Here is a 17,766-nt window from a genome sequence, read left to right as displayed (position 1 = left end):
AAACGTAGTTCCCTTCCAAACACTTCTCACAAGATAAGAGTCGCTGGGGTTTGAGGAATTAACCCAAGCAGTGAACGTATTCGCGCCCCGGCTAGTGTACTCAAGCTCGCGGTCAAGCCAGTTGGGGTCATTAGCTAAAAATATTGTCATAGTTACTAACTTTATTACTGACGTACCGACTCCCCTCGAATGTATACGCATAGCTGACCTCAGCTCTATAGTTTGGCGATGAATGCCGCTTTCTCCCTGGCACCTTCACCATACTTTTTCCAAAATAACAGCCGGCACTTCATCCCAGGAAACACTGCGCCCATAATCATACAAAGGAATCATCACAATACTAAAAAGCAAACGTATGCCGATCCAAAAAGCACATGCCCAAATATAAAAAAACGCCATACCCTTTCTTAACATTTAAAAACTCAATCATTAACTGCTCTCACTTTAAATGCTGATACAAAAAGCACGCTTGGATTAACATCATAAGTCAGTGCGATGAAAATCATTTCGAGGTTAAAGGGTAGATAGCAGCGCGGGCCACTGTAGCGAGCAACACGGATCAACAAGTATCCTTTCTATTCAAACAGCCTTGAAATGAATTATATTTCCCATCTAGCTTATCTTCGTAGGCCGGCTTACTAAAAGTACTACTCCAAGCTGCAATCGTTGTACAGCCTGGAGAAATGCCACTTTAAATGGTCTCGTTTTGATGTTTTCGCTCCATTACAAGAACACCTAGCACATGGATAGCCCCGCCTGGAATTAACGTATAGCGTTTTTTCTCACGTTAGGGATAGTATGGGTCAGTGAGCGAAGCATGCTCTTATGCCTGAGAATCTCACGTACGGATGGTATAAAACATTGCAATGAATCTCTTGATATCTTCTGTCACCAAAAAATCACTGGGCTCCATTAACCAGAAGCTCGTGGCTTCTTGATCATTGGGTATAATCCCGACAAGCCCGAGATTGCCATCCTGATTCATGAAAATAGTCAGCGACCGGTCCGGTGCTTCCAGTTCAATTGTTTCCTGAACATCGTCAGACGCGATAACGCTTTTCCGAAAGGCGTCAGCATCAGCCACCAACTGCCCGATCAAAAGCGTTGGCACCCCGAAATCGGTAGAGAACAGCAGCCCTTCCGACGCGAATAAATCAGGCTTGGAAAGCTTGACGTCTTGATCATTCCAATCAATCGGCACATCGAATACGTAAGGTACGTACCAATCTACCCAGTCGGACACATCAGGCGAAAGAGGTTCGACATCGAAAAGCTCGGCTAGACCTGCCCCCTGCTCATCTACAGCCGCCTGTTTGTTCTCCAACCATTCATCCCTGGCCGATTGCAAAGCGGCAAACTCAGGCCCTTCCTCATCTATCTGCTGGAAGGTGAAAGCGATTTCAAACGGCACGCCATGAATCATCACAAACTGTTCGGGCGTTTCGAGCCGAAGCCCAGCAGTAGGGTTGTCCGGGCTTGTCGCCTGGTTGGTCTCGAAATCGAAATCGTAATGTAGAGGCGCTTCCTGCGCTTCCATATAGATCTCAGCTGTGCGGCTTTCGCGATCAAACCTGGCCCAGGCGCGCTCCATGCTCGCTTCAATCTCGGGCAACATGGAATCCGCCATAAGGTTCGCTTCTACCGCTTCTATCGAGTCCACGGCATAGACGCCTGATTGAGGTATTTCCGAAGGACCAGCCAATACCTTCCCCATCACGACTACCAACAAAAAAGGAGCAACAATCCATTGTTTCATGGTTCACAATCCATACTGTTTGATTAAATGTTGGCACGACTGAACATCATTCAAACCGTGCCATGACGTGATGGGTAACGCTTAAGAACGGATTAAGCGTCCTTGAGCCTTAAAACATCCCGTTGGCATTACGGCTCGACATTGGCACTACTCGAGGCGGTGATAATCTCACCGCCATGATCCGTCTTGCAGCCAAGATATGCCGTGGGGCGCCCATCGTGATGGGAGTGGCTGGAGCCTTCGATGATGGTCGCGCCGCAGCCGGTTTTATCCCCCACCCGCGCCACGGGCTGGCGAACCGGAGACGATTTCGGTGGTGCCGTGGCCGGGGATGGGGCAACTGTGCAAATCGCCTTTACGCGCAACAGGTTTCATGAAGCAACCGCCGCAATACGCCACTCGCCTGCTGATGTACGATAAAACAACATAGGGATAGCCGTTTCTTCTTTATCTGGCTGCCCGGGATAAGACCAATAAATCGGACTGGGTAAAATACGCACAAGGCGCCCATCTCCCATAAACTCTAAACTATCGTCTGCTGGATCATTAGCAATGTCCAATGGTTGTAAAACTGGACCATTCGGCTCCTGATGCAATCCAACTAGTTGTGAGCCAACAGGCAGTGATTCAATGTAATCCCTAGCGCTCTTTCCTCCGGCCATCAGCAAACCAGCCCGATCCCAAACCGGCTCAAATTCGCGTACTATCGCGTCTGTATTACCTTCTTCAAATAGGCGATGCAGACGCTCATAGGCTTGGCGTAACTCGTGCCGTAACCGAGGGGTATCTTGCAGTGGCGTGGCATCGTTCACCCAGTGAAAATCGGGAATGGTATCCAGCAAACGGAAGTTCATATCTACTCGTTCCGCCGCCAGTAAATCACCATTATCCACGACTAATCTGCTTGGCGAATTAATCTGAAACTCCCCACGGGTACGCAGATGTTCGCTCTGGTGTATCGTCTCGCCAAGAGCATTGGCAGGATTATTGGAGAAATCTACCAGCTCCCCAGTATCCATATCGTAACGCAATTGCAGTGTATTAATTAGCTCCTTCTGCTGGGTGCTAGTATTGATCGCCTCAATGGAGACATCGACATAGAAGGTTGGTTTAGGCCCTTGGATAAACTCGCCTGTTTCAGGATCTTGCTCTAGTAACGGTGCATAAATAAGCGACACCGTATTTTGTCCTTCCCTTAGGCTTGTGCTAATTGGGTACGAAATAGAGTATTGCTCTGTCAATTTATGAGAGAGCACATTTATATCATTAATTCTTAACGTCCACGCGGCACCTTGGGTATGAATATCAACCCAGTACTGGCGGTCAATTGGCTGCGCCATGGCGCTGGTCGATAAACTGACTAAGCAAGCGATGGCAAGCCAAGCGATAGCCAAAGCACTGTATTTTCCATATGATGCGTTTGCCACTAACCGCCCAACGACTCCTTTCACGACCTCTCTCCTTGTATAGTTATCATTCCCCATAAGGTTAGGGCTGAACCTTGGCGATACTTGAAGCTGTAATAATCTCACCGCCATGATCCGTCTTGCAGCCAAGATAAGCCGTGGGGCGGCCATCGTGATGGGAGTGGCTTGAGCCTTCGATAATGGTCGCACCGCAGCCGGTTTCATCGCCCACCCGCGCTACGGGCTGGCCCTCTACTTTAGAGGGCGAACCGGAGACGATTTCGGTGGTACCGTGGCCAGGGATGGGGCAACTGTGCAGGTCGCCTTTGCGGGCTACGGGTTTCATATATCCACCAGTATTCTGGCTACTCGCCATTCGCCGCCTTTAGACTTGTAAAACACCACCGGGAAGCTAGCGTAACGCTTGCTGCCACTCGGGGGGTGCTCCCACAAAATGGGGGTAGGGCGAATACGTACCAATCGGTTATTCGCCATAAACTCTACTTGATCATCTTGCGGGTTATCTTCCCAGTAAAGTGGTAAAAGTTCTTCACCATCGGGCCGCACTCTTTTAAAAGCGGCCAATCCATTGTGGGTATTTTCAATGAAGGCTCTTGCAGATTCTCGTTCAGTGAGCATATATGCCGTGCGCCCCCAAACGGGCTCTACCTCACGAAAAATGGCTTCTGCATCGTTGCGATCAATCATTCCGTGGATATTTTGATAGGCTTCACGCAGCTCACGGCGCAGTTCGGGCGTATCTTCAAGCTCAATTGCGTCTTTTTCCCAATGAGCCGAGGGTATAGGGTCATCGACAGTAAAGGTAATATCCAGCCGGTAGCCATCCAGTGTCCACCCTCCACCAAAAATGATGTTTTCAAACTCGGACAATTGAGGACGACCATCACTACGAAGATGTGGCTGGTTTAATACCTGCTCCTCCCCGCCCGCTGTATTTTCCAAGTGTTCGAATTGACCTTCTTCTTCGTTATAACGCATGCGCACCAGGTGAATACGCTCGCGTTCGCCTGTTGTCCATTGGTTGCGACCAAGGGCGATATCAATTAAAACACCATCATGTAAAGAGTAATTATATTCACCTGTTTCAGCATCCTGTCCCGTTACAGGTGAAAAAAGTAGCGATAGCGTGTTCTCGCCTTCACGCAAATGCATGCCAATATTGGGAGAGGCATCAGAGTAAGCGACCTTGTCATTGTTACGTACAAAAATATCATTAATACGTAAAGACCAGGCACTGCCCTCGGTATGTATATAAGCGTTATAGCGATTTTCGAAATTGTCAGCCATGACATATCCTTGCCAAATAATAGTAATAAAGGTCAATATAAAAAAACGACTTAATAAGCTTGCCATTGGGGCTCCTTGGGTTCCCAGATAATATAAGTTCCCCTCCCCTGAGGAGGATCTTCACGTTGTCGCGCTATTTCTTCTGCCTTTTCTCTTGAATCATTGATATGCTCTTCAGCATGTTTAAATAGATCGGTAATCTGCACCTCTGCTATACCGCTTAGGTCTGGCCCTTTTTGCTCAACATTATCGTCGTCACTATTGTCTATCTCAATTTCTACATATGCTCTCAGCGTTAGCACCACTCCCTCAAATTCATAACTACGCTGGCGCTCGCCATCTCTTTTCTCCACCGCCCAGCACCAGGAAGTATGTAGAGAGCCACTAGCCCCTGCTCGTGCACTAAATATCCATGCTTCAGCTTCGACTTCAATAGCGAGCTCAGCTCGCGCTTTGATCTCTATCTTTCCGCCAATCTCTTGCTGGATGGCTTCATTCGCTCCCTCCAGACTGCCATTCGCGGGAATGGTGATACTGGCACCGCTATCGATGGAGTGAGTCAGGCTCCCTGTAGCAGCCATTTCCAGATAAGCGTCCAGCGTGGCAGAAATATGCTCGCCGGCGGCCATACGAGCGCGCGCTTCTTGAATGGCTTTATGCCCAGGCCCTGAGAACGCCATGGCTAGCGCGTCTATAAAATCGAGCTTTCCGGAAACGCCAATACTGAATACCGTCGACAGACTGGCAATGGAAAATTGCAGGTCTGGCGAGCTGGTTTTCGCCTCGAGTTCAATCCCTTCTGACTCCAGAGTCAGTGACTTGGTGAGGCGCGCACCCGAGGCATACTTGGTTCGATCCAGTGGTTGGCGTTGCTCATTGCCTTCTGATACGTAGTGATCCAGCGTACCAATGATGCGTGCCATCATGCCGACCAGACCGGGAGCCGTACTTTCACGATCCGCAGCTTGTCCCGTATTCGCTGAACCACCGGCTGTTCCTTCCGCTGAAATCTCATACGAGGCGAACTTGCCGGTTAAATCTCCCCTTGCCTCAGCAGAGGCTGTCACCCCGGCGGTGGTAAACCCTATGTGGCTCGCCAGCTCCAGTTTGCCCTTCAGACTGACATAGGGCACTGGAATCACTTGTAAAGCCATTCCCATGGCAGGATCCGTAAGGCACTGCGTTGGAGTAAACGATGCCCCTTCGCTTCCCTTTAGTGTGGAGGCGATGGCGAGCATTGCATCCATGGCAAACAGTGCGTTCAGTACATTTTCAGGCACGTACTTCTTCAAGGCCATTGTCGTGTTTATATATTGGTAATAGCCCATCGCTACTTCAGCTTGCTGTTCCTCAATGCGCTGGCGACCATCTACCAGCCCTGTTGTTTCTAACCGTGGACGGTTCAAGTGACCTACTTGGCAACGCTGTCCTCCCCACTCGGTTTTCACATTGGCGGTTAGATATGCTCCTTCCATTTCCTTGGCAATGACAAGTAACCTGGTTGCATAAATAGGTTCAGGGCCACCTGCTATACGCTCTGGGGGCCAGGTTATTTTACGTGAGTCGTCGCTACTATCTGAAACTGTGCCGTTAATGAAGCAGCACGGTTCGTTGGAGCGGCACTCTACACAAATAGCGGCAAAGTCTGGGTCCATTGTTTTGCCATCACTGGGCACAGGCGGTAATACACTACTGGTAAGAGGTTGCCCTTCATTGCCACCGAGCTCTACCCAACGATTTGCCCAAGAACGCATTACCGGGCATCCAGCGGGAGCTGAATCGTCATCATCTCGAAGATCCACGGAGTGACTAATTTGATCTTCAAGAACGCGGCGCTCTTCAGCAGAGAAGCGATCACCATCTGTCGCCAGTATATATATAAGATCGTCAGGTGTGGCTAAGTAACTCATTGGCTTGTTCCTTTCCGTAGGTCTTCTTTACGCCATGTGATGTCTCTCTCATGCGTAGCCGTAATGCGTTCTTTAAAATCAGTCTGGAGCTGCATTCGGAAGAACCATTCGTCAATAAACTGTCGTTTCTGCCAAGTTAATAAGCGCGTATTACTCAGAGTCCGAGATACCGCTGGATAGCGCTCGTCAAAATCATCACCAAAATAAAGAACACATTGAGCAAGGGTTTTAATCTGCTTTCTAGAGGTAAGACCATACTTTCCGCCTAGCTTTGTTGCACTCTCAATAGCGACCAATAGCTGCTCAGGGGAGTGGGTAGCAAATTGCGCGCTCATTTCATTCGCTATATTCCGCTTAGCGCGAACACTCAATAAGCGGCCAAATCGCGCAAACTCTTCCTGGCCGATGGCAAACTGCCGTACCTGCCCTCGCGCGTCGCGGGCGTCATCGCTGAGCGAGATCATCAGCAATCTATCCTGTACCTGCTGAGCGGGCGTCTCCAGCGCGATGGAGGGGATTAACGTCAGCGCTGGCGGAAACACCATCAGCGGGGAAGCAGGAATAAAGACGGCTTCCAGCGGCGCCATAAAGGCGGCCAGCTTCCAGGGCTCGAGCGCTTGGCTCATGTCCAGGGCAACGCGGGGGTCGTAGAAGCGGAAGTACACCGGGGCCTGGTCGTTGGCCGGGGTCCAGAGCATGGTGAACTTGCGAAGGTGCGTGCGCAGTTGCTTGAGCGTGGCATGGGAGTGAAACAGCACACCCCAGTGCTGATCCTGGGGCAGGTTTTCCAGCCAGATGCGAATATCGCTGTCGGCTTCCAGGCGTACAAGCCATGGGGCATTGGCCTGGGTGGCGGTGTCTGTGGTGGCGTAAAGGCAGGCGTGCTGGGCGTCGGTCTGGCCCAAACGCGCCATGGTTTCCCGGCAGTTGACGCCGTCAATGACTGCCCAGAGCGGCGACTGGTCGCGGGCAAACAGCGCTTGCCAGGTCGTTTCCTGGTAGCTGACCGGGGGAATCGCCGGCTGAGCATCTTGCGGCTCAGGCGGCTTTTCTGGCAACAGAGGCACCATGTCGCCGTAGGCGACCGGGTATTTCGTTGACGTCGTGTGCGCCAATTCAACCAGCGTTTGCACCAGGCCTTCCCGGCGGCAGCGAGCAAGCAGCGTTTCAATACTCTCCAGGCGCACCAGCCCCAGGCCGTCTTGATGGCACTGCTGTTGTAGGCGCGCTCTTACCTCGTCTTCACTGCTGGCGAGGACGGCGGCGACCGTGATGGCTTCATCGGTGTCTTCTTCCCAGCGCCGGGCGCTGGGGGTGTGGGCCATGACATGGCAGCGCGCTACCCAGTAGTCAGCCGTTGCCATGCGTCAGGCTCCTTCCAGCGGGCAATGGGAAACAAACGGGCTGCCTTCCCCTGCGGCGGCTTCCAGCACGGCAGGAATGGGCGGTAGCGCTGCGGCACTGGGCGAAGCCGAGCCCACGTTCAATACCGGCGTAACATCGACACTGCCCCCTGATACCACCAGCGCCGCGCCACCGGCCACGAGCGTGATCTTGCTGGCATCCAGAATCAGCTCGCCGTCGGCTTTAAAGGTGATATCGCCGTTGGCATGGGTCTGATAGCTGCCGCCCACGGTGAGGCCGCGGTCGCCGTCTATCTGCTCGGTGTGGTTGGTATGTACGGTGACATCGCGGTTGCCATCGATGGTCTCGACGCGGTCCTTGGCCACCGCCAGGTGTGAGTTGTTGCCGATGGTCGCGGTATCATCGAACTCGACGCGCTTCTGGCGGGAGTTCAGGACATGCAGCTCCATGTTCTTCTGGGCATGCATATAGATGAATTCTTCGCCCGCCTTGTCTTCAAAGCACAGCTCGTTGAAGCCTTCGCCCTGGTGGGTCTGGGTCTTGATCGCGGTGCGGGTCTTGTGTTCAGGCAGCGGATACGGCGCGGTATTGGCGGCGTGGTAGGTGCGCCCGGTAATCAACGGCTGATCGGGATCACCTTCAAGACACGAAACAATTACCTCATGCCCTATCCTGGGAATAGCGATACTGCCGTAGCCGCCGCCCGCCCAGCCTTGTGACACGCGCACCCAGCAGCTGGCTTTCTCGTTAGGCTCGGCGTAGCGGTCCCAAGGGAACTGTACTTTGACGCGGCCATGCTCATCGCAGTGAATCTCCTCCCCAGGCGGGCCGACCACCATGGCTACCTGGGGGCCATCCACACGCGGTTTGGGGTTGGGCGTGGCGCGCCAGGCGACATCGCCTGGCCCCAGTACCAAGGTGTTGTGGTAGCGCGTCATATCGGCGGAATCGCCTACCGTAAAGCTGTCTTCTTCAAGTGCCTGGGGCTGCTCACCGTGGTGAATGACCTCGATCAGCTGCCAATCACGGTTGAGGCTTTCCACATCATGGTCGCTCAGCGTAAAACGAACGCCGGGGGCGAGTTCGGGCAAATCGCTTTGTGCCTCGGCGGTCACGGCCTCCCGCCGCAGGTGCTCCAGGCGGATCCGGGTGAAGGGCTTACCAGAGGCATCCTGCTTATAGCGGCCGGGATAGTCGTAATGCTCGTAATCCATCCGTTGGCCGTGCTGTTCAACATTCGGCCCTTGATGCTCGTGCAACTGCGCGTAACCGGGGTTCTTGAACGTGTAATCCTTCAGCGTGGCAGATGAGCTGGCCACGCGAGCGGTATGACGCAGCTTACGCACATGGCGCGTGGGAGCGGTGCCGCCAGCCCGATTATGGTAAGTGCGCTCGCCAAGATTAGTTAGTGAATTAGGATCATCCGTGAATACCAGACGATGGGCACCCGCTTCAAATGTATGGAAGTAGAACAGCCCCTCTTCAGCAGCCAGGCGTTCGATAAAGGCAAGGTCGGTTTCGCGGTACTGCACACAGTACTCACGCTCGATGAGGTCACGGTTTAGCGTAAAGGTGACATCGCTGATGCCCCGCTCATTACACAGCGTGGTAATGATAGCGACCGGGTCAAGTTTCTGAAAAATGCGCGAGTTGTGGCGCAAAGAAAGCCGCCACAGGGCGGGGCGAAGTACCAGGGAGTAAAAGGTACGGCGGTGGCCACGGTCGCCGCGAGCAAACTCACTAATGATGCCGTGCACTTGGCGTAGCGCTTCACCCGACTGCCAGATGGTCAACGTAGCGTTGCGATCCAGCATCTCGGTGGCGTCCAGGCTGCCATCACGGCTGGCCAGGTTGAGCACCAGTTCAAAAGGCTGTGAGAGCGCCTCGCGATAGGTGAAGTCGACCACCGCCACGCTGCTCTCGCCCGGAAGCGTCAGAGTGAAGTAAAGACCATTTCCATTTGCCATCCGGCCGCTCCCTGGATTGTTATCTCGTCAATAGGAGCGATGAGGATAGCGACCAGGGTCAACAGAGCAAGGCCTGACCAATACGTGGCGGTAATGTCTTACAAGCTTGTAAGATATCTCTTACATAACCAAAGTTAACTTTTACTAAAACGCCTTCTCAAGCGCAAAGCGTGGTTGGGTCTGGCCCTCTTTAGTAACCGTCTCCATAAACATTTCAAGCGGGCGCACCCACAAACCGTACTCCCCATAAAGGGCGCGGTAGATCACCAGTGGCTCTTCGGTTTCGCTGTGGTGGGCAGTGCCAACCACTTCGTAAAGTGCGCCTTTATAGTGGCGGTAAATACCGGGAACGGGGGCGGTCATTGGCTTTCCTTCTGAGTGGCTGGCTGGTTGGCTTTTTTAGCCAGGCGTTCGAGCACTTTAGAGGCTGCGACAAAGCCGAACGTGCCGGTGACGAACGTGGCGGCGCCAAAACCGGAGTCGCAGTCCAGGCGGGTGGCGTCACCGCTGCCGGGCTTTTGCAGGCACACTTCACCGTCGCTGCCGGGATACACCAGCTGCTCGTCGGAGTAGACACACTCGACCGAGAAGCGCCGCTTGGGGTTGCGCGAGAAGTTGTAATCCCGGCGCAGACGCGAGCGCACTTTGGATAACAGCGGGTCGTGCTCGGTACGGGTTAAGTCGGCCACTTGAATACGTGTGGGGTCGGTTTGCCCACCGGCGGCACCGGTCACGGTAATCGGGATTTTACGCCGCTTGCACCAGGCAATCAGCGCGGCCTTGGCGATAACGCTGTCGATAGCATCCACTACATGGTCGGCGTCCTCGGGAATGCGCTCGGCCAGGTTCGTGGGCGTGACAAATGCGGTGTCAGCGACGATGTCGATTTCCGGCGCAATCAGGCGACAGCGTTCAGCCAGCACGTCCACTTTAGGTTTACCGATAGTGCCATCCAACGCGTGCAGTTGACGGTTGACGTTGGAGACACACACATCGTCCAAGTCGATCAAGGTAAGCTTACCGATACCTGAGCGCGCCAGCGCCTCCACTGTCCAGCTACCTACGCCACCTACGCCCACCACCACCACATGCGCATGGCGAAACGCGGTAGCCGCGCGCTTCCCGTAAAGGCGCCGAATACCGCCAAACCGGAACTCATAGTCGTTCGAAGCATGGCCTTTAGAAACATAGTCGTTAGAAACATGGTCGTTAGAAGCCGTGCCAGCAGAGGCTGGCTCAGCACTTGCCGGGGTAACCGGTGGAAGTGAAGGCGTAGTAGACATGGCAAGCTCTTTTTAAAGCGTTTGAAGGGCAGAGGGCGCTGTCAGCGGCGGAGTTCGCACGCTGTCCAACGGCAGGTGGCCTGCCCAGCCTAAATGATGAAATAAGGCGGTCATGGTGTCATCCAGGGCACAGGTTAGCGCAACCCGTTTAGCCAGCACGGGGTGATCAAAGGCTAAATGCGTGGCCGCCAGCAACAAGCGTGGCGCATTCAGTTGGTCGGCAAAAAAGCGATTGTGGACGCTTTTACCGTGCTTGGCATCACCAATGATGGGGTAACCGCGCCGGGATAAATGGCGGCGAATTTGATGGCGGCGCCCGGTAAGCGGGCGCGCCTCCATAAGCGAATAACGGGCTACCGGGTAGCGGTCGACCTGAACGGGAAGCTCGACACTGTCCAGGCGGCGTATATCGGTCATGGCGGGCATCGCAGGCATCTCTGCTTTAGGCCGCGAGCCATCCTCTTCACGTAGCGGATAGTCCAGACGCGCCTCATCAGGTGCTTTGCCACGCACCACCGCCAGGTAGCGCTTTTCGACCTGGCGTTCACTAAACGCTTCGCTTAAAAGCCCGGCGACAGTCGAGGAGAGGGCAAACACAATAACGCCCGACGTCGGCCGGTCCAGCCGGTGCACGGGATAAACGCGTTTGCCTATCTGATCACGCAGTTGCTGCAACAAAAACTGCGTTTCACCCCGTGCCAGCGCCGAGCGGTGTACTAAAAGCCCGGCGGGCTTATGCACGGCGACAAGGTGCTCATCCTGATAGAGGATTCTAAGCGGCAACATAGCACTTCCTGGGTAAAAACGAGGCGCTATTGTCGCGGCTGGGCAGGCTGATGTCATCCGTAACGTTAGGTTAAAGCTAGCCAACCAGCGTTGGCAACATGGGGACTCGGCAACTACCTTGTAAAGGCACCCCTTCGGGGGCTTCCACGGAACAGGAAAGGAGAACGAACTATGCGTTATTCAGCTCCGCTCACCGGTATCGCCGCAGCCCTGCTACTGGCCACTACCGCTAGTGCTCAAACCAATGAGAGCGAATCGCTTGAAGTGAATATGCACGAGGTAACGTCCGAAGGCGTAAACGATGCACTCGGTACCGTGACGATTGAAAGCTCCGAACTCGGAGGCGTGTTATTGACGCCATCCCTTACCGGTCTAGAGCCGGGTATTTATGGCTTTCATCTGCATGAAAACCCCAGTTGCGAACCGGCCGAAAACGATGACGGCGAAATGACCGCTGCCCAGGCCGCCGGCGGCCACTACGACCCGGACAATACCGATACCCACCAGGGTCCTTATGGCGAAGGCCACTTGGGTGACCTGCCGGTACTGACCGTCAACGACGATGGGGAAGCGAACCTGCCCGTGCTGGCACCTCGGCTGAGCATCGACGACATAACAGACCGCGCCCTGATTATTCATGAGGGCGGCGACACGTATGAAGACGAGCCACACTTGGGTGGCGGTGGTGCGCGCATGCTCTGCGGTGTAACACCTTCATAACGCGCTTACGTTTTACAAGAAGATGACCGGGCAGCCCAAGGCTGCCCGTTTTCATATTGATGTGTGTCATTACGCTCAGTGGGCCACTAAAGTCTTAAAGCGGTTTGCTTAACGACACTGTACATTCTGCCAACTAATCAGCGCCCTAGCTGATTTTTCATCTGTCGTCTTTCACTATCCCCTGACCACTGAGTGCCCAACATGATTACCTTTATCGTCTCGATACTGCTGTTAATCGTGGGTTATTTTACCTACGGTAAATTCGTTGAACGGGTCTTTGTCACTGATCGCAAGCGTCAAACGCCTGCCTATAGTATGCGTGACAACATCGACTACGTACCGATGAACACAACGCGTAACTCGCTTATCCAACTACTTAATATTGCCGGTGTCGGGCCCATTTTTGGCCCTATTCTTGGCGCACTTTACGGTCCGGTCGCCTTCGTTTGGATCGTGGTTGGGTGTATTTTTGCCGGTGCGGTGCATGATTATCTAACGGGCATGATCTCGATTCGCAACCACGGCGCTCACCTGCCTCAACTGGCGGGCAAGTTCCTGGGTAAAGTCATGAAGCACGTGGTTAACGGCTTTGCGATTTTACTACTGCTGCTGGTGGGTACCGTATTTGTCACCTCCCCCGCCGCGCTGCTGGACAATATGACGCCGATATCACTTACCCTGATTATTATGGCGATTTTTGTCTACTACCTGATTGCGACACTGCTACCGATTGATAAGGTGATCGGCCGCATCTACCCCTACTTTGGTGCGCTGTTACTGTTCAGCGCGGCGGGTATCGGCATTGGCATGATTGTGACGGGCGCACCGATTCCTGAGCTTTCGTTCCAGAATATGCATCCGGAAGGCGCCCCTATCTTCCCGTTACTGTTTTTAACGATTTCTTGCGGCGCGCTTTCGGGCTTTCATGCCACGCAAACGCCCATTATTTCGCGTACAACGGAAAACGAAACCAGCGGGCGCAAAATCTTTTACGGCATGATGATCACCGAAGGCATTATCGCCATGATCTGGGCAGCAGCAGCCATGAGCCTGTTCCACGGAGACCAAAGTCTTTCTGACGTATTGGCGGCGGGCGGCCCTGCTGCCGTGGTAAGCGAAGTGTCCACTACTATGCTTGGCGCCGTAGGCGGCACGCTAGCGATACTGGGCGTTATCGTTCTTCCGATCACCTCTGGCGACACCGCGTTTCGTAGCGCACGCATGATCATTGCCGACTACCTGAAAATTGATCAACGCCCGATCGTTAAGCGTCTGCTGATTGCCGTACCTCTGTTTGTCGTGTCGTACGCACTCACCCACATGGACTTCACGCTACTGTGGCGCTACTTCTCTTGGGCAAACCAGACCACCGCCGTGATTGCGCTATGGGTCGCCACGATGTATCTGGTGCTATCGCGCAAACCGTACCTGATTACGTCAATTCCGGCGGTCTTCATGACCATGGCCACCTTTACCTATATCGCCTATGCGCCCATTGGTTTTGGCCTGTCGCTGCAGGTGAGCTATGTGGTGGCGGCAATGGGTACGCTGGTGTGCATCGCCCTGTTTATGAAGCGTGTACGTCGTTTGAGCCGTGCGACCTTTACGGTTGATGAGCCTGCCACTAACTTTAGTGAAGACGTTCTCGCGGCCTCCTCCAAATAAATCCATACCCCGGGCAGCCTGCTGCCCGGCAAGCATTAAGCGCTGCACCGTCAGCGCTTTTTTTGTGCCTATCCTTTTGTCATCTCTGCTACGTTTTTCATCACTCCCGCGCCTGCTCTTTCTATTACTCTCTTCCTCTGCCCCCGGATTTTATTACGGTATATTGTCGACCCCATAGAAAACGTTATATCATAACTATTAATAGCGATTTAATGGCCTGATTTGAAATGTTGGCAATGTGCAGCGACCCCGTTTTATCCGTGCGTGATCTGCGCATTCAAATTGATCAACAGCCGGTGGTTGATGGCCTCTCCTTTGACGTGATGGCCGATGAGCGCGTATGCCTATTGGGCGCATCGGGGTCGGGGAAATCATTTACCGCGAAAGCGGTGTTAGGGCTTTTGCCACCTAATGCTCAGGTACAGGGAAGCATTCGCCTTCTTGGCCAGGACGTTATTCACACCCCTGCTGCACAGCGGCGCAATGAAACCCGTGTTTCCATGGTGTTTCAGGATTCGCTTTCGGCGCTCAACCCGCTGGTAACTATCGGCTCTCAGTTGCGCGAGCCCTTCACGCGTCATCACGGCTTATCACGTAAAGCGGCCCTGCACGCCGTTATTGCGTTACTGGAAGCCATGGGTCTTCCTGACCCACAGCGATTGATAAAACGCACGCCTGCCGAGCTTTCCGGTGGCCAGCGCCAGCGCGTGTGTATCGCGCTTGCCATGGCCTGTAAAACCTCGTTGCTCGTTGCTGATGAGCCTACGACCGCACTGGATGTCGTCACCCAAGCGCAGGTACTCCGCGCCCTGCGCGAACATACCGGCAAAACGGCCACGTCTCTGCTGTTTATCACTCACGACCTTCACGCCGCCGCTCAGTTGTGCCAACGCGCGGTGGTTATCGAGCGCGGCGTCATGATTGAAAGCGGTGAGCTGGATACCCTGATTACCGCCCCGCAACACCGCTTTACTCAAGAGTTGGTGGCCGCTGCGCATAGCGTACAGCCAGCCCAGTTCACGAGCGTGACCGAACCTCTATCCGTTGATTACTTAAAGAGCGCCTGATGCAAAGCCCCCTACCGTTTAGTCGTCAGGAAGCACTCGTGGGTAGAGAAGCATTTATATCGGCACGCGGGCTTAATAAAAGCGTCACGCTGCCGCGTGAGGTGTTTTGGCGAGCAGGTGAGCGTAAGCACATCATCAACAATGTTGACCTTACACTTTACCCCGGAGAACGCGTGGGACTGGTGGGCTTGTCCGGCTCGGGAAAAACTACCTTGTTGCGCTCGCTGCTGGCGATTGAAGCGCCTGATAGTGGGTCAATTACCTGCCAACATAAAGTAGTGCGCCCCGCGTCCACGGCCCGCCTGCGCTGGTACCGCCAAGCGGTTCAGTATATTCCCCAGGACCCGGCTTCTTCGCTTGACCCGCGAATGAGCGTGCGCGCACTGGTTGCTGAGCCGCTGATTCGCCTTCAGGTGAAGTGCGACCCGATTGAGCGCGCCCAAGAAGCACTTGAGCACGTGGGGTTGGGCACTTCATTCCTGGACCGCAAACCCCATGAGCTTTCCGGCGGCCAGGCGCAGCGGGTAGCCATTGCCCGAGCCATCGCTACCCGCCCGCGTTTTTTACTGGCCGACGAGCCGCTTAGCGGGCTTGACCTGCCGGTACGCGCCCAGGTGATTAACGTGCTGAAGCGGCTTTGCGATGAGAACGGCACAGGCCTGCTGATGGTGTCCCACGATTTATCCGTGGTCGCCAACCTTTGCAAGCGCACCCTGGTAATGGACGACGGTAGGATTGTTGAAGACCGCCCTACCACTGAGCTTTGGCGCGCACCTCGCCATCCCATCACGCTTGATTTGATCAAGGCCGTCTCTCAACTGCCTACCTGCGCTTACCCGCACTGTCGTCCGACGGACGTGGGGGCGCTTTTATAGCGGGCTTATAAACAACCTATCCGCGACGAATAATCCGTTTCGCCAACATGGCGTCCAAGCGTTTGCTTACGAACGTTTGGCGGCTGTTGTTAACGTCTACTTCTGTTCCTGACATGGAGACTCCCCAATGCTACGCCACAAGTTTCGCCTACCGTTACCCGCTGTCCTGGCCGCGCCTTTTCTACTCGCTGGCTGCTTTGATAACCAGCGTGATGAAACCTCTACCTCACCAGACGCCGACGAGCGAATTAGCGTCGCGATGCTTCAGCCGCCGCGTTCAGGGTTGAGTCCGTTATCCGACGACGCGTTTAAACTATCGCGCTGGAGTAACGCTGAAACTCTGGTTCGTCTGGATGCCAACAGTGACCCGCAGCCGTTCCTGGCGACCGAGTGGGAGCAGGTGGACGACCAAACGTGGCGCTTTGTGATTCGTGACGGTGTGGTTTTCCACGACGGTACCGAGCTGACCGCCAACGACGTCGTGAATTCCCTGACAGCCGCCACTCAAGCGGCCCCCAAGCCGCGTATTCTGGACGGCGTTAACATGACCATTGAAGCCGATGGCGACAATGCCGTGCTGGTACGTACCGAGAAAGCCGACCCGCTGATTGCCAACCGGCTTTCCAGCCCGCAGCTGGCGATTCTAGCCGCTAGCGCCTACGGCGACGATGGCCGGGTGAATCCCATCGAAGCAGGCACCGGCCCTTTTGTTTTGAAAGAGATCAATGGCACCACCAGCGCCACGCTCGACCGGTTTGATGATTACTGGGGCGAGCCCGCCGCCATTGCCGGTATTGATGCGGATTATGTCTCCGACGGTACGGCGCGCGCCGCTGCTCTGAGAACCGGCACCGCCGATGTGGTAGAAGCCATTCCGGTATCGCAAGTGGCGCTGCTGGACCAGGCGCTGGTGCACGAAGTGCCCATGCCGCGCACCAACACGCTGTATCTGAACACCCAATCAGGCCCCATGGCGGACCCCGGCCTTCGAGCGGCCGCGCGTGAAGCGATTGATCGTGCCGCCATTGTGAAGACCGTTTACGAAGGTCGTGCCGATATTGCCGAAGGTCTGCTGGGTCCGGCGCTGGCCTGGGCAAGCGAACACCGCACCTCAATAGACGACCGTACCGCGCCTGCCGCACCAGAGGGCGTCGAAATCACTCTGGCGACCTTTACCGATCGCGCTGAGCTGCCGGAAGTCGCCGTCCTGCTTGAGCAGCAGTTGACCCAGGCTGGCTTCAAGGTAACGCAGGAAGTGCGCGAGTACGCGCATATTGAGTCCGACGCGTTAGCCGGTGAGTTTGACGCCTTTATCCTGTCGCGTGCCACTGTGCTGGATTCTGGCGACCCGGTGGCCTACATGTACAGCGACTTCGCCTGCGAAGGCTCTTTCAATATCGCCCAGCTTTGCGACCCGGCCGTTGATGAGGCGCTTGCCAACGCTTCACAGCAGCCCACCGGTGAAGCACGCCGCCAAGCGATTATCGACGCTGAAGCCGCTATTCTGCGCACCGATGCGGCGATCCCGATGCTCCACGAGCGGGTCATTCAGGGGGAATCAGCACGGGTTAGCAACGCCGAACGCGACCCGCGTGAACGCATGCTGATCACCGAAAAAACCGCTATCGATACTGATAGCGAGTCCTGAAGGCGCGCCA

The 17,766-nt window shown here is 54.7% G+C and carries 16 protein-coding genes; 5 read left to right on the top strand and 11 right to left on the bottom strand.

Features of this window, described 5'->3' with window-relative positions:
* Positions 1-838 precede the first annotated feature (838 nt).
* From ACT3R4_RS05130 to ACT3R4_RS05080, 11 genes are all read right to left on the bottom strand, one after another.
* Positions 839-1,756, bottom strand: coding sequence for a hypothetical protein (locus tag ACT3R4_RS05130; protein WP_441677944.1), 918 nt, complete (start codon positions 1,754-1,756; stop codon positions 839-841).
* 128 nt (positions 1,757-1,884) lie between these two features.
* Positions 1,885-2,034, bottom strand: coding sequence for a PAAR domain-containing protein (locus ACT3R4_RS05125; RefSeq protein WP_441677942.1), 150 nt, complete (start codon positions 2,032-2,034; stop codon positions 1,885-1,887).
* A gap of 93 nt (positions 2,035-2,127) precedes the next feature.
* Complete coding sequence (locus tag ACT3R4_RS05120) at positions 2,128-3,207, bottom strand: hypothetical protein (RefSeq protein WP_441677940.1); 1,080 nt, start codon at positions 3,205-3,207, stop codon at positions 2,128-2,130.
* 37 nt (positions 3,208-3,244) lie between these two features.
* Positions 3,245-3,508 carry a PAAR domain-containing protein gene (locus ACT3R4_RS05115; protein WP_441677938.1) on the bottom strand — a complete coding sequence of 88 codons (264 nt, stop codon included), beginning with the start codon at positions 3,506-3,508 and terminating at the stop codon, positions 3,245-3,247.
* Positions 3,505-4,536: a hypothetical protein gene (locus ACT3R4_RS05110; protein WP_087106466.1), complete on the bottom strand. Its 1,032-nt coding sequence runs from the start codon at positions 4,534-4,536 to the stop codon at positions 3,505-3,507. Before ACT3R4_RS05110 ends, ACT3R4_RS05115 begins: the two co-directional genes overlap by 4 nt.
* Positions 4,521-6,380 carry a hypothetical protein gene (locus ACT3R4_RS05105; RefSeq protein WP_441677936.1) on the bottom strand — a complete coding sequence of 620 codons (1,860 nt, stop codon included), beginning with the start codon at positions 6,378-6,380 and terminating at the stop codon, positions 4,521-4,523. Before ACT3R4_RS05105 ends, ACT3R4_RS05110 begins: the two co-directional genes overlap by 16 nt.
* On the bottom strand, positions 6,377-7,744 hold the full coding sequence (locus ACT3R4_RS05100; protein ID WP_441677934.1) for a DUF4123 domain-containing protein: 1,368 nt from the start codon (positions 7,742-7,744) through the stop codon (positions 6,377-6,379). The genes ACT3R4_RS05105 and ACT3R4_RS05100 overlap by 4 nt, the downstream gene beginning before the upstream one ends.
* A gap of 3 nt (positions 7,745-7,747) precedes the next feature.
* A complete protein-coding gene (locus tag ACT3R4_RS05095) occupies positions 7,748-9,712 on the bottom strand; it encodes a type VI secretion system Vgr family protein (RefSeq protein ID WP_441677932.1) in 1,965 nt (654 codons plus the stop codon).
* A 144-nt stretch (positions 9,713-9,856) separates the two neighbouring features.
* A complete protein-coding gene (locus ACT3R4_RS05090) occupies positions 9,857-10,075 on the bottom strand; it encodes a DUF1653 domain-containing protein (protein ID WP_441677930.1) in 219 nt (72 codons plus the stop codon).
* Positions 10,072-10,995 (bottom strand): tRNA cyclic N6-threonylcarbamoyladenosine(37) synthase TcdA, encoded by a 924-nt coding sequence (tcdA, locus tag ACT3R4_RS05085; protein ID WP_441677928.1) that lies wholly within the window; start codon positions 10,993-10,995, stop codon positions 10,072-10,074. The genes ACT3R4_RS05090 and tcdA overlap by 4 nt, the downstream gene beginning before the upstream one ends.
* Positions 10,996-11,007: 12 nt before the next feature.
* Positions 11,008-11,781, bottom strand: a complete 774-nt coding sequence (locus ACT3R4_RS05080; RefSeq protein ID WP_193056466.1) for a pseudouridine synthase — start codon at positions 11,779-11,781, stop codon at positions 11,008-11,010.
* A 171-nt stretch (positions 11,782-11,952) separates the two neighbouring features.
* Here ACT3R4_RS05080 and sodC point away from each other — a divergent pair, with 171 nt between their 5' ends.
* The 5 genes from sodC to ACT3R4_RS05055 all read left to right on the top strand — a co-directional run bounded on the left by sodC (position 11,953) and on the right by ACT3R4_RS05055 (position 17,756).
* A complete protein-coding gene (sodC, locus tag ACT3R4_RS05075; protein ID WP_441677926.1) occupies positions 11,953-12,501 on the top strand; it encodes a superoxide dismutase [Cu-Zn] SodC in 549 nt (182 codons plus the stop codon).
* A gap of 201 nt (positions 12,502-12,702) precedes the next feature.
* Positions 12,703-14,166 (top strand): carbon starvation CstA family protein, encoded by a 1,464-nt coding sequence (locus ACT3R4_RS05070; protein ID WP_441677924.1) that lies wholly within the window; start codon positions 12,703-12,705, stop codon positions 14,164-14,166.
* A 227-nt stretch (positions 14,167-14,393) separates the two neighbouring features.
* A complete protein-coding gene (locus ACT3R4_RS05065) occupies positions 14,394-15,233 on the top strand; it encodes an ATP-binding cassette domain-containing protein (protein WP_441677922.1) in 840 nt (279 codons plus the stop codon).
* A complete protein-coding gene (locus ACT3R4_RS05060) occupies positions 15,233-16,108 on the top strand; it encodes an ABC transporter ATP-binding protein (protein ID WP_441677920.1) in 876 nt (291 codons plus the stop codon). The genes ACT3R4_RS05065 and ACT3R4_RS05060 overlap by 1 nt, the downstream gene beginning before the upstream one ends.
* A 127-nt stretch (positions 16,109-16,235) precedes the next feature.
* Entirely contained in the window at positions 16,236-17,756 is a 1,521-nt protein-coding gene (locus ACT3R4_RS05055; protein WP_441677918.1) for an ABC transporter substrate-binding protein, read from the top strand.
* Positions 17,757-17,766: the final 10 nt, after the last annotated feature.

It is taken from the genome of Halomonas sp. AOP7-E1-9 (genome assembly GCF_052376035.1).
Lineage (GTDB): Bacteria > Pseudomonadota > Gammaproteobacteria > Pseudomonadales > Halomonadaceae > Vreelandella > Vreelandella citrativorans.
This window is presented reverse-complemented; position numbering and strand designations above follow the sequence as displayed.

What these genes read in the sequence shown, in the direction of transcription:
- ACT3R4_RS05080 (WP_193056466.1), bottom strand. Translation starts at nt 11,781, where the DNA reads ATGTTGCCGCTTAGAATCCTCTATCAGGATGAGCACCTTGTCGCCGTG.
- sodC (WP_441677926.1), top strand. Translation starts at nt 11,953, where the DNA reads ATGCGTTATTCAGCTCCGCTCACCGGTATCGCCGCAGCCCTGCTACTG.
- ACT3R4_RS05060 (WP_441677920.1), top strand. Translation starts at nt 15,233, where the DNA reads ATGCAAAGCCCCCTACCGTTTAGTCGTCAGGAAGCACTCGTGGGTAGA.
- ACT3R4_RS05130 (WP_441677944.1), bottom strand. Translation starts at nt 1,756, where the DNA reads ATGAAACAATGGATTGTTGCTCCTTTTTTGTTGGTAGTCGTGATGGGG.
- ACT3R4_RS05105 (WP_441677936.1), bottom strand. Translation starts at nt 6,380, where the DNA reads ATGAGTTACTTAGCCACACCTGACGATCTTATATATATACTGGCGACA.
- ACT3R4_RS05070 (WP_441677924.1), top strand. Translation starts at nt 12,703, where the DNA reads ATGATTACCTTTATCGTCTCGATACTGCTGTTAATCGTGGGTTATTTT.
- ACT3R4_RS05095 (WP_441677932.1), bottom strand. Translation starts at nt 9,712, where the DNA reads ATGGCAAATGGAAATGGTCTTTACTTCACTCTGACGCTTCCGGGCGAG.
- tcdA (WP_441677928.1), bottom strand. Translation starts at nt 10,995, where the DNA reads ATGTCTACTACGCCTTCACTTCCACCGGTTACCCCGGCAAGTGCTGAG.
- ACT3R4_RS05065 (WP_441677922.1), top strand. Translation starts at nt 14,394, where the DNA reads ATGTTGGCAATGTGCAGCGACCCCGTTTTATCCGTGCGTGATCTGCGC.
- ACT3R4_RS05115 (WP_441677938.1), bottom strand. Translation starts at nt 3,508, where the DNA reads ATGAAACCCGTAGCCCGCAAAGGCGACCTGCACAGTTGCCCCATCCCT.
- ACT3R4_RS05100 (WP_441677934.1), bottom strand. Translation starts at nt 7,744, where the DNA reads ATGGCAACGGCTGACTACTGGGTAGCGCGCTGCCATGTCATGGCCCAC.
- ACT3R4_RS05090 (WP_441677930.1), bottom strand. Translation starts at nt 10,075, where the DNA reads ATGACCGCCCCCGTTCCCGGTATTTACCGCCACTATAAAGGCGCACTT.
- ACT3R4_RS05055 (WP_441677918.1), top strand. Translation starts at nt 16,236, where the DNA reads ATGCTACGCCACAAGTTTCGCCTACCGTTACCCGCTGTCCTGGCCGCG.
- ACT3R4_RS05110 (WP_087106466.1), bottom strand. Translation starts at nt 4,536, where the DNA reads ATGGCAAGCTTATTAAGTCGTTTTTTTATATTGACCTTTATTACTATT.